Source organism: Ancalomicrobiaceae bacterium S20 (assembly GCA_040269895.1).
Taxonomy (GTDB): domain Bacteria; phylum Pseudomonadota; class Alphaproteobacteria; order Rhizobiales; family Ancalomicrobiaceae; genus Methyloraptor; species Methyloraptor flagellatus.
In genome coordinates this window covers 4,824,196-4,838,074 of the sequence record CP158568.1, presented here as the reverse complement: position 1 = coordinate 4,838,074, position 13,879 = coordinate 4,824,196, and the positions used below count along the sequence as shown (strand labels likewise).

General features: G+C 67.7%; 11 protein-coding genes and 2 pseudogenes. 7 read left to right on the top strand and 6 right to left on the bottom strand.

Annotated elements, in window-relative coordinates:
* Window positions 1-178 precede the first annotated feature (178 nt).
* The 4 genes and pseudogenes from ABS361_21845 to ABS361_21830 form a co-directional block, all read right to left on the bottom strand.
* Window positions 179-1,612, bottom strand: coding sequence for a homospermidine synthase (locus tag ABS361_21845; GenBank protein XBY44606.1), 1,434 nt, complete (start codon window positions 1,610-1,612; stop codon window positions 179-181).
* Between the two features lie 124 nt (window positions 1,613-1,736).
* Window positions 1,737-2,371: pseudogene (locus tag ABS361_21840) on the bottom strand (N-acetyltransferase).
* Between the two features lie 220 nt (window positions 2,372-2,591).
* Complete coding sequence (locus tag ABS361_21835; protein XBY46983.1) at window positions 2,592-3,731, bottom strand: type III PLP-dependent enzyme; 1,140 nt, start codon at window positions 3,729-3,731, stop codon at window positions 2,592-2,594.
* A 937-nt stretch (window positions 3,732-4,668) separates the two neighbouring features.
* On the bottom strand, window positions 4,669-5,100 hold the full coding sequence (locus ABS361_21830) for a DoxX family protein (protein XBY44605.1): 432 nt from the start codon (window positions 5,098-5,100) through the stop codon (window positions 4,669-4,671).
* 125 nt (window positions 5,101-5,225) lie between these two features.
* Here ABS361_21830 and ABS361_21825 point away from each other — a divergent pair.
* The 3 genes and pseudogenes from ABS361_21825 (at window position 5,226) to ABS361_21815 (ending at window position 8,259) form a co-directional block, all read left to right on the top strand.
* Window positions 5,226-6,110, top strand: a pseudogene (locus tag ABS361_21825) (LysR family transcriptional regulator).
* 293 nt (window positions 6,111-6,403) lie between these two features.
* A complete protein-coding gene (locus tag ABS361_21820) occupies window positions 6,404-7,033 on the top strand; it encodes a DUF1007 family protein (protein XBY44604.1) in 630 nt (209 codons plus the stop codon).
* Complete coding sequence (locus ABS361_21815) at window positions 7,030-8,259, top strand: nickel/cobalt transporter (protein ID XBY44603.1); 1,230 nt, start codon at window positions 7,030-7,032, stop codon at window positions 8,257-8,259. The genes ABS361_21820 and ABS361_21815 overlap by 4 nt, the downstream gene beginning before the upstream one ends.
* Before the next feature lie 30 nt (window positions 8,260-8,289).
* Here ABS361_21815 and ABS361_21810 read toward each other — a convergent pair whose 3' ends face one another.
* A complete protein-coding gene (locus ABS361_21810) occupies window positions 8,290-9,069 on the bottom strand; it encodes a gamma-glutamyl-gamma-aminobutyrate hydrolase family protein (protein XBY44602.1) in 780 nt (259 codons plus the stop codon).
* A 179-nt stretch (window positions 9,070-9,248) separates the two neighbouring features.
* Between ABS361_21810 and ABS361_21805 the strand changes: the two genes are divergently transcribed.
* From ABS361_21805 to ABS361_21795, 3 genes are all read left to right on the top strand, one after another.
* Window positions 9,249-9,845, top strand: a complete 597-nt coding sequence (locus tag ABS361_21805; protein XBY44601.1) for a TRAP transporter small permease subunit — start codon at window positions 9,249-9,251, stop codon at window positions 9,843-9,845.
* A gap of 2 nt (window positions 9,846-9,847) precedes the next feature.
* Window positions 9,848-11,446, top strand: a complete 1,599-nt coding sequence (locus ABS361_21800; protein XBY46982.1) for a TRAP transporter large permease subunit — start codon at window positions 9,848-9,850, stop codon at window positions 11,444-11,446.
* A gap of 69 nt (window positions 11,447-11,515) precedes the next feature.
* Window positions 11,516-12,193: a Crp/Fnr family transcriptional regulator gene (locus tag ABS361_21795; GenBank protein XBY44600.1), complete on the top strand. Its 678-nt coding sequence runs from the start codon at window positions 11,516-11,518 to the stop codon at window positions 12,191-12,193.
* 37 nt (window positions 12,194-12,230) lie between these two features.
* Here the strand turns inward: ABS361_21795 and ABS361_21790 are convergent, their stop codons facing one another.
* Window positions 12,231-12,539: a hypothetical protein gene (locus tag ABS361_21790; protein XBY44599.1), complete on the bottom strand. Its 309-nt coding sequence runs from the start codon at window positions 12,537-12,539 to the stop codon at window positions 12,231-12,233.
* Window positions 12,540-12,648: 109 nt separating this feature from the next.
* On the opposite strand from ABS361_21790, the gene ABS361_21785 reads away from it, so the two are divergent.
* The gene (locus ABS361_21785; protein ID XBY46981.1) at window positions 12,649-13,560 is read left to right on the top strand and encodes a LysR substrate-binding domain-containing protein; all 912 of its coding nucleotides are present in this window, start codon (window positions 12,649-12,651) and stop codon (window positions 13,558-13,560) included.
* Window positions 13,561-13,879: the final 319 nt, after the last annotated feature.

Below are 13,879 nucleotides of genomic sequence, written 5' to 3'. Positions count from 1 at the left end.
GTAAATCCGGCGTAAATTTTGCCGTTTTGGAATGTCAGTATATTACTTTAGACGTCCATGCCGCCTGTCGGCGCTCGTTCAGCGCGCCTTTCCGCCGACCTTGCGAAAAAACAAGGGCCGGAACGGATCCGGCCCTCGTGTCGACAATGATCGGCAGATCGCGGGGTGACGCGATCGGTCAGCGCACCAGAATGTTCTTGAACGACCAGGGATTGGCCGTGTCGAGTTCTTCCGGGAACAGGCTCTGCCGATCGGTCAGCGGCGTCCAGTCGGTGTAGTAGCCCTTGACCGGGCCGAGATACGGCGACTGAACCTCGAGGCAGCGCTCGTAGTCCATCTCGTCGGCCTCGACGATGCCGGCGTTCGGATTGTCGAGAGCCCAGACCATGCCGGCGAGCACGGCGGACGACACCTGCAGGCCGGTGGCGTTCTGGTACGGCGCGAGCAGACGCGTCTCTTCGATCGACAGCTGCGAACCGAACCAATAGGCGTTCTTGCCGTGGCCGTAGAGCAGCACGCCGAGCTCGTCGATGCCGTCAACGATCTCGTTCTCGTCAAGGATGTGGCTGGTCTTCTGCTGCTTGCCGCCATTGCCGAACATCTCGTGCAGCGACAGCACCGCGTCGTTGGCCGGATGGTAGGCATAGTGGCAGGTCGGCCGGAACTCCGGCTTGTCCTTGTCGCCGACCGTGAAGAAGTCGGCGATCGAGATCGCCTCGTTGTGGGTAACGAGGAAGCCGTACTGCGGGCCCGGGGTCGGGCACCAGGAGCGCACCCGCGTGTTGGCGCCCGGCTGCATCAGGTAGATCGCGGCCTTGCAGCCGGTCTCGTGGGTCTTGGCGTTCGCCGGCATCCAGGTCTCGGCCGTGCCCCAGCCGAGCTCGGCCGGCTGGTTGCCCTCCGAAACGAAGCCCTCGACGGACCAGGTGTTGACGAACACGCCCATCGGCTTCGGCGCCTTGGCACGCTGGGTGTCGCGCTCGGCGATGTGGATGCCCTTGACGCCGACGCGCGCCATCAGCTTCGCCCAGCCGTCGCGGCTGGTCGGCTTCTCGAACGACAGGCCGAGCCCGCCGGCGACGTCGACCAGCGCCTTCTTGACGAACCAGGACACCATGCCCGGATTGGCGCCGCAGCAGGAGACCGCCGTGGTGCCGCCCGGCGACCGGCGCTTCTCCTCGAGCACGGTCTCGCGCAGCGCGTAGTTCGACCGCGCCTCCGGGCCCTTGCTCGTATCGAAATAGAAACCGGTCCACGGCTCGACCACCGTGTCGATATAGGGGACGCCGAGCTCGCGGCAGAGCTTCATGATGTCGAGCGACGAGGTGTCGACCGACAGGTTCACGCAGAAGCCCGTGCCCTCGCCCTCGGTCAGGAAGGTGGTGAGCAGCTCGCGGTAATTGTCCTTGGTCACCGCCTGGTGGACGAAGCGATAGCCGCGGTCGTCGACCAGCTTCCGGTCCCCGTCGAAGGGATCGATCACGGTCAGCCGCTTCTTGTCGAACTTGAAGTGGCGCTCGATCAGCGGCAGCGTGCCTTTGCCGATCGATCCGAAGCCGATCATGACGATCGGGCCGGTGATCTCGTGATAGACGGGCCAGGTGCTGGTCATGCGGGTCCACTCCGAAGCAGTTTGTGTGAGGGGGAAGCGGGGCCGGATGGCCGGGATGCTCACATCACGGAAAAGGGCGCGGGTCGTCACGCCCCGCGCCCCTTAGCCGGATGTGTGTCCCGGATCAACCGGCGAGGCGGAATTCCGCGACGATATCGGCCTTTTCCGACCGCCGTACGACAGCCGGCACAGCCGCCGGCAGCGCAACGGCGCCGGTCGCGCGCAAGATACCGGCCGCGCCGTCGAGCGCCCCGGGATGAGCTCGAGCCCGAGCAGACGCCGGCGCTCGAAGGCGCCCGGCATCGCGACGGCTTCGAGCCCGCGGGCCGAGAAGCCGAAGCGCTCGTAATATTCCGGGTCGCCGACCAGGATGATTGCGGTGTGACCGCGCAACGTCGCCTCGGCGATCGCGCGGCGCATCAGCTTGGCACCGATGCCGTCCTTGCGATGCGCCTCGTCGACCGCGAGCGGGCCGAGCATCAGCGCCGGCCGGCCGTCGCCTTCACCGCCATCGGCTCCGCCGCCGATGGCGACGTGCCACAGCCGCACGGTGCCGACGAGACGGCCCTCGGCGGGCTCGTCGCCGAACACGGCGAAATCGTCCGCGGCATGCGCGACGAAGGCGAGACCTTCGGCCGCGAGCCGGCCTTCGCGCAGCCGCTCGGACGACTTTTCGAAACGCGCCGCGCCGAAGCAGCGGTCGAGCAGATCTTCACGCGCGGCCACATCGGCCCGCGCCTCATGCGAGAACACGATCATCGGTCGGACCCTCCCGGGCGAAGCCCAGACGAGGTGACAAAACCCGGCGAGCCAGAGGCCCACCGGCGTTGCGTCGAACCCGGCTCGCGAGCCGGGCCCCGGATGGATACGGGGGAAGAGAGAGACGCGGCGGCCGGGCTCGACCGGCATGCATCCGGTACGGAGCTTCGCGGGAACCGGGCCGCCGCGAACGGATCGGATCAGAAGGTCGCCCCGCCGATCAGATCACATAGGCCTTCAGCGGATCGAAGCCGTTGAAGGCGACCGCCGAGTAGGTGGTCGTATAGGCGCCCGTGCCGGTGATCAGGACCTCGTCGCCGATCTCGAGCGAGATCGGCAGAGCATACGGGGTCTTCTCGTACAGCACGTCGACCGAATCGCAGGTCGGGCCGGCGATGATGCAGGGCTCCATCGCGTCGCCGTCGCGCTCGGTCAGGATCGGGTAGCGGATCGCCTCGTCCATCGTCTCGGCGAGACCGCCGAACTTGCCGATGTCGAGATAGACCCAGCGCACCTGATCGTCGGCGCTCTTCTTGGAGATCAGCACGACCTCCGCCTTGATCACGCCCGCCTCGCCGACCATGCCGCGGCCCGGCTCGATGATGGTCTCCGGCAGATCGTTGCCGAAGTGGGCCAGGATCGAGTCGGTGATGGCCTGGCCGTAGGCTTCGACCGACGGCACCTCGTTGAGGTACTTGGTCGGGAAGCCGCCGCCGAGATTGACCATCTTCAGGCGGATGCCGCGCTCGGCCATCTCCCGGAAGATGCCGGCAGCCGCCGCCAGGGCCGCGTCCCAGGCCTTGGTGTTGCGCTGCTGGCTGCCGACGTGGAACGACACGCCATAGGCCTCGAGGCCGAGACGATGCGCATGCTCGAGCACCGACGGCGCCATCTCCGGATCGCAGCCGAACTTGCGCGACAGCGGCCATTCCGCGTCGGCGCCATCCGACAGGATGCGGCAGAACACCTTCGAGCCGGGCGCCACGCGGGCGATCTTCTCGACCTCGGCCTCGCAGTCGACCGCATAGAGGCGCACGCCCATCGCATAAGCGGTGGCGATGTCGCGCTCCTTCTTGATCGTGTTGCCGAAGGAGATGCGGTCGGCGGTCGCGCCGGCGGCGAAGGCCATCTGCATCTCGGCCACCGACGCGGTATCGAAGCAGGAGCCGAGCTCGGCCAGCGCCTTGAGGATCTCCGGCGCCGGGTTCGCCTTCACCGCATAGAAGATGCGGGTGTCGGGCATGGTGCGGGCGAAGGAGAGATACTTGCGACGCACCACGTCGAGGTCGACCACCAGGCAGGGACCCTCGGGACGTCGGTCGCGCAGGAATTCACGGATACGGGCGGTCATCGGCGGGATCTCCCCTCGGCAGCCAAGCGAACCCTTGCGGGGTTCAATGCCGGAGCGAACTCCGGCGTTCGGTCATCCCCGTCGCCTCGGGACCCTCACCTCTCGGCTCTGGACCCCTGCCCGGCAGGCCGGGCGGAAGGACGGGCGTTGCCCCGATCGTCGATCCGGTCGAAACCGGGCCGAAGACGGGATGCATCGGGGAGCGTCGTCGTGCCCTCACGCCGCGATGGAGACGGCGGGATTGCAATACGATGCACCCGACGAGCCGGCGTGAACCGACCCGAACCCGCGTTAAGGAACGCGGACCCTTCGAGACGAATTGACCTCGCGAGCGGCAAACCGAGAAGGCCTCGGAAAAGCGCGATCACGAGCCGAAAACGACCCGAACATTGGTGCCATGGATTGGAACGGGAGACCCGCACCGCACGCCCGGCAAGGAAGTAGTTGCCTCTTTAGCGTCGCCGGCTGTTGGAAAGCCGACAGAGACCAAAAAAGCCCTCTACGTCGTTGCTTTAAGCCACGTCCCCCGTGTGAGACACGAGGTGCGCCGGTTTTATCTCCGGCTGCCGGTTGCCCTGGCGACCTCCGGGCCTCTTGTCCCTCGGGTGTCGCCAACCGGCACGCGGCCACAGGCACGTGCGAAATTGGGCAAGCGGTAGATAGGGCTATTCACCCCCCTTCGCAAGCGAAAATTTCGTGTCGGACCGTCATAATTCACGGCGCCGGTCACGCGGGGGATTCCTCATGAATTCAGCGTGCCAAATCAGTGGCTTGCCAAACGCCTTACAGCAATCTGACGCGCCCCTGGATCCGAAGGTTCGCCAGTCTTGTAAAGCGAACGCAAGGCATGGGCCCGATCGCCCCCGCGGATGAAGAAGACGCCGGCAGGGCCTCGCCCCGCCGGCGTCTTCTTCATTGTACGGATCGAAGCTGGCGCGGGGCTGGTTCAGCGCACCGCCGCAGCGAGCCGCGCCTCGGCCGACGCCGTGCCACCGAGCGCGAAGGCGCCGGCGCCGAGGAACACCTGGGCGACCGCGGCCGCCGTCAGGAACACCGGATATTCCCAGCCCCCATTCGGGTTCGAGAACACCCAGCCGTTGCCGCCGTGGCCGAAGATCGCCGCGCCGAGCAGCACCGGCACGGTGATGGCCGCAACCGCGCGGACCTGAAAGCCGACGATCATGGCGAGGCCGCCGATCAACTCGATCGCGAGCGTGGCATAGGCAGCGATGGCCGGCAGGCCGAGCGAGGTGAAGTACCCGACGGTGCCGGGGATGGTGAACACCAGGACCTTCAGCAGGCCGTGGGCGATCAGCATGACACCGAGCGACAGACGCAGGACGAAGGCGCCGATAGCGGGATCGAGGCGGTTGAGCATGGGAAAATCTCCAGAATTCAAACGGTTGATCATGGGGTATTCCGTTGCGACAGAAGATGCGCCCCAGAACAAAGGTTGACAATTCAGGGATTTCGATACTCATTGTTCACGTCAGGGAGACATTCATGGACACCTTCACCCGGATGCAAGCCTTCGTGGAAGTGGTCGATGCCGGCGGCTTCTCCGCCGCGGCGCGCAAGATGGCCAAATCGAAGGCGCTGATTTCAAAATACGTCCGCGACCTCGAGGACGAGCTCGGCGTGCGGCTCTTGAACCGCACCACGCGGCAACTGTCGCTGACCGAGGTCGGCCAGGCCTACCACCGCGAGGCCAACGACATTCTCCAGCGCGTCGACGATCTGGTCGCCTCGGTGCGCGACACCCACGCCGAGCGGCGCGGACTGCTGCGCGTCTCGGCGCCACGCTCGTTCGGCGACGCCGAACTCGGCAAGGCGATCATGGAGTTTCTGGTCTCCGCCCCTGAGATCACGGTCGACCTGCGCATGGACGACCGTTTCGTCGACCTGGTCGACGAGGGCTTCGACGTCGCGATTCGCGTCTCCGAACTCGCCGATTCGAGCCTGATCGCGCGCCGCCTCGCGCCGTTCCGTGTCGTGCTCTGCGCCACCCCCGCCGTGATCGAGCTCGACGGCCGACCGGAGACGCCGGCCGATCTCGCCCATCGCCCGGCGATCGTCGACACCAACGCGCGCAGCCGCTCCAACTGGGTGTTCTCCGACGACGGCGAACGCGTTTCGGTCCAGGTGAAGCCGAAGGTCGAGGTCAACAGCCCGCAGGTCGCGCTCGAAGCCGCGGTTGCCGGCCTCGGCTACGCGCGCCTGCCCTATTTCACCGCGCGCGATGCGATCGCTGATGGTCGGCTGGTCTGCCTGCTCGAGGAATACGAGAACACCAACATCGCGATCTACGCGGTCTATCCGCACCGCCGGCACCTGTCGGGCAAGGTGCGCGCCTTCGTCGACTTCATGGTCGCCTGGTTCGAGAAGCGCCGCGCCGACCGCGGCGACGACTGCGGCACCGGCGATCCGGCCAAGATCAAACGCACGCGCGCGCCGAAGGACGAAGCGCCCGAGCCGGCCTCCGAACCCCAGGCCGCGACGACGCCCGAAGCCGCGACGACGCCCGAAGCCGTGACCGGCGCCTGACCGGACCTGCCGCTTTGTGGCCACGTTACGCTGGCCTTCTGCGCGTCAATCGAACCGTCTCGACAAGCACCAGAGCCGCTGACACCCTGCACCCCATGCAAATGAACCGTCTCTCCAGCGCGATTCGAGCGCTTCTCTTGGCTCTGGGCGTGCTCGCCTTCGGGGCCACGCCGACGCTGGCGCATCCGCACATCTTCGTCGATGCGCGCGTGGAGATCGTCTTCGACGCCAAGGGTGAGATCACGGCGTTGCGCCACGTCTGGCGCTTCGACGATGCCTTCTCGGCCTTCGCGACCCAGGGCCTCGACGCCAACGGCGACGGCATCCTGACCCGCGACGAGCTGCAGCCGCTCGCCAAGGTCAATGTCGAGAGCCTGAAGGACTACGACTACTTCAGCTTCCTGCGCGTCGCCGGCAAGCGCGTCGGCTTCAAGATCCCGACCGAATACTGGCTCGAGATGACCGACGGGCTCCTGACCCTGTTCTACACGCTGCCGCTCATGCAGCCGGTCGATCCGAAGCAGGGCGTCGTGATCGACGTGTTCGACCCGATCTATTTCGTCGACTTCACACTGGTCGAGAAAGAGCCGGCGCTGCTGGTCGGCGCACCGACCGGCTGCACGCTCGACGCCAAGCCCAAGGGCGAGCCCGACGCCGCCTCCGCCGCCATCCTGAGCCAGGTGCCCGTCACCGAGCGCGACCTGCCGGTCGAACTGCGCTCGTTGACCAAGGACCTCGCCAACCGCATCACGGTGAAATGCCCGTGACTGACGCGCGCCTCACCCCCCTTTCGGCGCGAGACGGCGCCGCCGCTTCGAGCGCCCCGCAGGCGGCCGTTCCCTTCGCGCGGCAGGCGACCGCGATCCTGTTCGGCGCCCTGCTGGTCGCCATCCTCGCCGGCATCGTCTGTCTGATCGACGCCTCCGCCGCGCTGGCGCAATCCGCCGGCCCGTTCGGCGTCGCCGCACCCGAGGCCGGCGCCGCCGTGCCGGTGAGCGGCTTCTTCGCCTGGGTCGCCTCCGAACAGAGCGCCTTCTACCGCGCCCTCACCGGCGCGCTGCGCGCACTCCGCAACGATTCGAGCGCCGCGTTCCTGCTCGTCGGCGTGTCCTTCGCCTATGGCGTGTTCCATGCCGCCGGACCCGGCCACGGCAAGGCGGTGATCACGTCTTATGTGCTCGCCAACGGCGAGACGCTGCGCCGCGGCATTCTGCTGTCGTTCGTCTCCGCCTTCGTGCAGGCGCTGGTCGCCATCGCGCTCGTCGCGGTCGCGACCTGGGCGCTGCGGCTGACCGCCGTCGAGATGACCCACGCCACCATGGCCTTCGAGCTGACCAGCGCGCTCCTGATCACCGCGCTCGGCCTGTGGCTGACCTGGCGAAAGGTGATCGCGAGCGGCCTGAAGCTGGTGTTCACCAAGCCGGAGCCGCAAGTCGCGGTCCTTTCGATCGCGCCGCGCGCCAACGCCTCGCTGGCCGCCGGATCCGGTTTCGGCGCGCCTTCGAGCTTCGGCAATGCGCCCGCCTTCGGCTCCGCCGCCGGCCCGGCGCTGCGCTTCAAGAACGTGCCGACCGGGGTCGACCTGTCGCGGCTCCAGGCCGCCTGCGCTGAATGCGGCGTCAGCCACATGCCGGACCCGAGCCATCTGGTCGGGCCGTTCAATTTGAAGCGGGCGATCTCGACCGTGCTCGCGGTCGGCATCCGTCCCTGCACCGGCGCGCTGATCGTGCTCGTTTTCGCCTTCGCGCAGCGCCAGCATCTCGCCGGCATCCTGTCCGTCTTCGCAATGGCGGTCGGCACCGGCATCACGGTCGCGGTGCTGGCGACGCTGGCGGTCTCGGCCCGCAGCGTCGCGCTGCGCTTCGCCGGCGCCGACACGGACTGGACGCGCCGCGTGCTGCGCGCCGCCGAGATCGGCGGCGCCCTGGTCGTGCTGCTCGCCGGTCTCACCCTGCTCGGCGCCTGCCTGGTCGGCACCCCGACCGGCGGTTGATCCCCTGACGAACCCGGCTCACGGGCCGGCTCACTCCGCGGCGAGCTTGGCCACGCCCGAACGCGCGTCCGCATAGTCGCGCACGGCCTCGCCGAAGGCCTGGAACAGCCGCGCCGACGGCGCATCCGACCGGACCCAATATTCCGGGTGCCACTGCACGCCGACCGCGAAGCCGGCCGCGTCGGTCACGCGTACCGCCTCGATGGTGCCGTCCGCCGCCGTCGCCTCGATCGCGAGCCCCGGCGCCAGTTCGCCGACCGCCTGACGGTGCAGCGAGTTGACCTGAATCTCGTCATGGCCGAGCACGCGGCCGATGCAGCCCTCGCGCACGATTTTTACGCCATGACGGATCCCGTAGCGGTGATCCGCCTCCGGATGCTCGGGCGCGCGATGGTCCATGCGGCCGTCGAGTTCCTGCACCTCCGTGATCAGCGTGCCGCCGAGCGCGACGTTGAGCTCCTGAAAGCCGCGGCAGATCGCGAACAGCGGCATGCCCAGCGCGATCGCCTTGCGGATCAGCGGCAGCGTGGTCGCGTCGCGCGCCGGGTCATAGGGCTCGTACTTCGCCTCCGGCTCGACGCCGTAGAGGCTCGGGTGCACGTTCGAGCGCGAGCCTGTCAGGAGCACGCCGTCGACCCGTTCCAGCACCGCGTCGAGATCGAGCCCCTCGCCCGCCATCGGCGGCAGCACCAGCGGGATCGCGCCCGAGCCGTGCAGCACGGCCTCGACATACTGCGCGGGCGTCGCGTGCCAGCGGCCCTGATCGAAGACGCGGAAATCGGAGGTGATGAGGACGATCGGTGCGGACATCGGGTCGCAAATCCGGGTTGGAGGCTGGAATCCTCAAGATATGCCATCGAAACGGGGCGAATTCGAGAGCATGCGTACGACGTCCCGGTCAGGGAATGGCGGCGTTGCGCAGCAAGGCCAGCTCGATCGCGGTGCGGCGGTCGACAAACCCGGCCGCCGCCGCTAATCGAACCCGACCAATGGCGTGGCGCCGCGCCCCGCCGTTCGCGAAGGGTTCGGCCGAGATGCTGCAGATCGCCCGCAAGATCGACGCGCTGACGAGCGGCCTCGGCCGCATCGTCGCCTGGGGCACGGTGATCATCGCCGTCCTGCAATTCGCCGGCGTCATCATGCGCTATGTCTTCGGCATCGGCTCGGTCTGGATGCAGGAATCGATCACCTACATCTTCGCCTCGCTGTTCATGCTGACCGTCGGCTACGGCTTCGTCGTCGATGCCCATGTCCGCGTCGACATCTGGCATTCGATCGCGAGCCCCCGCGCCAAGGCGATCGTCACCATCCTCGGCACGCTGGTGTTTCTCTGGCCGGTCGCGATCCTGCTCGTCGTCGAGGCGACGCCCTACGTCGCCCGTTCGGTCGCGATCCTCGAAGGCTCGCGCGAGACCGCCGGCATCCCGGCGTTGTTCGTACTCAAGGCCGAGATCCTGGTCTTCGCCCTGCTGCTGCTCGTCCAGGGCGTGTCGCAGGTCCTGCGCGCGGTCGCGGCCCTACGCGGCGAGGTCGACGACGCTCCCCACGGCCTCGACAAGCACGGTCTCGAGAAGGCGGTCCATTGATCATGCACGGACAGATCTCCACCGTCCTCGACATCCTGATGTTCGTCGCGACCTGCCTCTTGATCCTGGCGGGCTATCCGGTCGCCTTCACGCTTGCGGGCACCGCGGTCGCCTTCGCCGGGCTCGGCTGGGCGCTCGGCGTCTTCGACCCGAGCTTCCTCGCCGCGCTGCCGCAGCGCATCTTCGGCGTGATGACCAACCCGGTGCTGATCGCCGTGCCGCTCTTCGTCTTCAAGGGCGTCATGCTCGAGAAGTCGAAGGTGGCGATCGAACTGATCGAGACCATGGGCCGGCTGTTCGGCCCGATCCGCGGCGGCCTCGGCTATTCGGTGACGATCGTCGGCGCACTGCTCGCCGCCTCGACCGGCATGGTCGGCGCGACCGTCGTCACCATGGGCCTGCTCGCCCTGCCGACCATGCTGCGCTGGGGCTACGATCCGAAGCTCGCCACCGGCTCGATCGCCGCCGCCGGCACGCTCGGCCAGATCATCCCGCCGGCGATCACGCTGGTCGTGCTCGGCGACGTGCTGGCGACCGCCTATCAGAAGGCGCAGACCGACCTGGGCAATTTCGCGCCCGAGACGGTGTCGGTCTCCGACCTGTTCGCCGGCGCGCTGATCCCCGGCCTCGTGCTCTCGGGCTTCTACATCGTCTATCAGGCCGTCGTCGCGCTCGTCCGGCCGAAGAGCTCGCCGCGCGCTCCCGAAGCGCTGGGCAAGGTCACGCTCGAGGAGATCCTGACCGCGCTCGTGCCGCCGATCGCGCTCATTCTCTGCGTGCTCGGCTCGATCCTCGCCGGTATCGCCACGCCCTCCGAGGCCGCCTCGGTCGGCGCGATCGGCACGGTGCTGCTCGGCGCCGAGCGGCAGGACCGCGCGCGGCGCTGGCTCTATCGCCTGGGCTGGGTCGCGCTGATCGGCCTGATCGCGCTCGCCTCCACCGTCGACATGCGCCTCGGCCGGCAGGTGGTCAGCGCCTCGCAGCACGCCGCGATCATCGCCGCGACCGTGCTGACCCTGGTGCTCGGCGTCGCGGTCGTCGCCTCGCTCTGGACCGTCTGGAAGCGCGGCGTCCTGAAGCCGGTCGTGCTCGCGACCACCGAGATCACCACGATGATCTTCTCGATCGTGATCGCGGCGACCTTCTTCAGCCTGGTGTTCCGCGGCTTCGGCGGCGAGGAGACCGTCTCGGCCTATCTGAACGACCTGCCCGGCGGTACGCTCGGCGCGGTCGCGGTCGTCATGGTCGCGATGTTCGTGCTCGGCTTCTTCGTCGACTTCCTGGAGATCAGCTACATCGTCGTGCCGATCGCCGCGCCGGTGCTCCTGAAGATGCCGATGCCCGACGGCTCGGCGATGAGCCCGGTCTGGCTCGGCGTCTTGATGGCGGTCAACCTGCAGACCTCGTTCATGCACCCGCCGTTCGGCGTGGCGCTGTTCTATCTGCGCGGCGTCGCCCCGAAGGAAGTGAAGACCACCGATATCTATATCGGGATCATCCCCTTCGTCGTGATCCAGCTGTTCAGCCTGTTCGTGCTCTGGTGGTGGCCGTCGCTCGCCACCTGGCTGCCGCGCGTGATCTACGGCACCGGCGCGGGGTGACCTTCGCCCTATGGCCCTCGTCTGCACGCGCCCTTATGCTCGAGCCACAACCGCCAAGTGGACGCGCGCGTGATCACGGCCGAGCAATTCAGGACGATCGCCTTCTGGGCTGACGAACTCTCCGACGACGAGTTCGAGCGCGCGCGTCGCGGCATCTCCGAGAAGGCCTATCCCGAGGGCTCGTACCTCTGGCATCGCGGCGACAAGGTCGACGCCTGGACCGGCGTCGTCGAGGGCCTCGTGAAGGTCTCGACCGTCTCGAAATCCGGCAAGGCGATGACCTTCACCGGCGTGCGTACCGGCGCGTGGTTCGGTGAAGGCTCGGTGCTCAAGGACGAGGCGCGCCAATACGATGTGGTCGCGCTGCGCGACACCCGCGTCGCGCTGATGGGCCGGGCGACCTTCCTGTGGCTGCTCGACAATTCGGTCGGCTTCAACCGCTTCCTGGTCCGGCAACTGAACGAACGGCTCGGCCAGTTCATGGCGCTGGTCGAATACGACCGCACCTTGGACGCGCCGGCGCGGGTGGCGCGCTGCCTCGGCTGGCTGTTCGATCCCGTGCTCTATCCGCGCACCGTCGGCAGCCAGATCGAGATCACGCAGGAGGAGATGGGCCTGCTCTGCGGCCTGTCGCGCCAGAAGACCAACGAGGCGCTGCAGATCCTGCAAAGAAAGGATCTGATCCGCCTCGAGAAGTCCGGCATCGTCGCGGTCGACCCGGCGCGGCTGATGCGCTTCGGCGAGTGAGCGAACCTCACGCCCGCGCGCCCAGATGCGCCGCGGATCAGGCGCGCCAGAACGGCTTCGTGACGTAGTCCTCGAGCGCCCGGCGCGTGAGGCCGAAATCCGCCAGCATCTCGTCCGGCACATGGGCGAACTCGCGCGCCAGCGCCTTGCGCCATTGCCGCCGGAGCCACCAGCGCAGCACCGTCGGGCGCGGCGCATACTCGAAGCTCGGCGCGAGCAGGTCGTCGCGCGGCGCGGCGGCCGCGCGCGTGCCCAGTGCCGGCCGCGGCCGGCCGTCTCGCCGCGCCAGCACCCGGCTGCGCGGGTCGCGCCGGTCGAACCCGTCGAATGCGATCACATCGGCCATGATCCATCTCCCATCTGGAGCCGGACCATGCCAGCAAGGCGCTTGCGGATCACGCGAGAACATCACACCATGCTGTGAGGAAAATTCACAAGAGGGCACACCCTTGTCCATGCGCCCGCTGCCACCGCTCTCGCCGCTCCGCGCCTTCGAGGCGACCGTCCGGCTCGGCTCGATGACGCGCGCGGCCGAGGAACTGGGCCGTACCCACGGCGCGATCTCCAAGCAGATCCACGGTCTCGAACAGGATCTCGGCGTCACGCTGGTCGAACGCGACGGCGGCCGGATCGCGCCGACGCCGGCCGGCGCGGAATTCTATTCGAGCGTCAACACCGCGTTCCTGGCGCTGGAGAAGGGCCTCGCACGCCTGCCCGGTCGGCGCGGCACGACGCAGCTGCGCTTCGCCTGCGGCTCGACCTTCGCGACCCGCTGGCTGGTGCCGCGCCTGCCGCGCTTCTACGAGCAGCATCCCGGCATCTCGATTTCGCTGTCGATGGGCCGGCACTCGATCATGGAGGTCGACGATTTCGACGTCGGCACGACATGGGACCGGCTGCGTTACGACCCGGCGCCGGGCGACCACGTAGTCGTGCTCGGCGACGTGAACTTTGCGATCGTGTGCCGGCCGGACTACGTCCACCGTGTCGACGGCAATCGGCTCGATTTCGAAACCCTGCTTGTCTCCGACACGGCGGTGTCGAGCACACCGGCCTACGAACGCCGCGCCGGCGTCGAGCTGCGGCCGGCCCGCACCATGACCTTTCCGCACATGCATCTGTGCATCGAGGCCGCGCTCGGCGGGCTCGGCGCGACGCTGGCCGAGGCGCGACTGGTGCAGGACGAACTGGCGGACGGACGGCTCGTCGCGCCGCTCGGCATCTACAACATCCCGAACGGCTTTCTCGCCATCCTCAACAAGAACCGGCCGCCATCGAGCGCGGCGAAGCGGCTCGCGCGCTGGCTGCAACAGGAAGCCGCCGCCGACGCGGCCAGCGCGTCGCGAACGGCGCATTCCTCGACCTGAGAGGCCGCGTTGGGCCCCCGGTGCGGCCCCGGGACCTCGCACGCTCGCGTATCGCGGCCAGCATCCATGCTGAAGGCACAACGGGCCGGGATCGATAATACCGGTCAGCCCTTTGAATTCGGCCACCAATCCAATGCCGATCATACTATTCGCTGCAGCGCACAAGAACATTGTGCGCTGCATCGCAGTCGGTCACGAATAGAGGCGGTGAAAGTATTAGATAAACCTTCGTCGTGTCTGTCAAGGGACTGCTTGCAGCGCCTGTCAGCCATGTCATTCTGATGCCCAGAGCCGAAACGGCCATGGTGCGCGGGAGTTG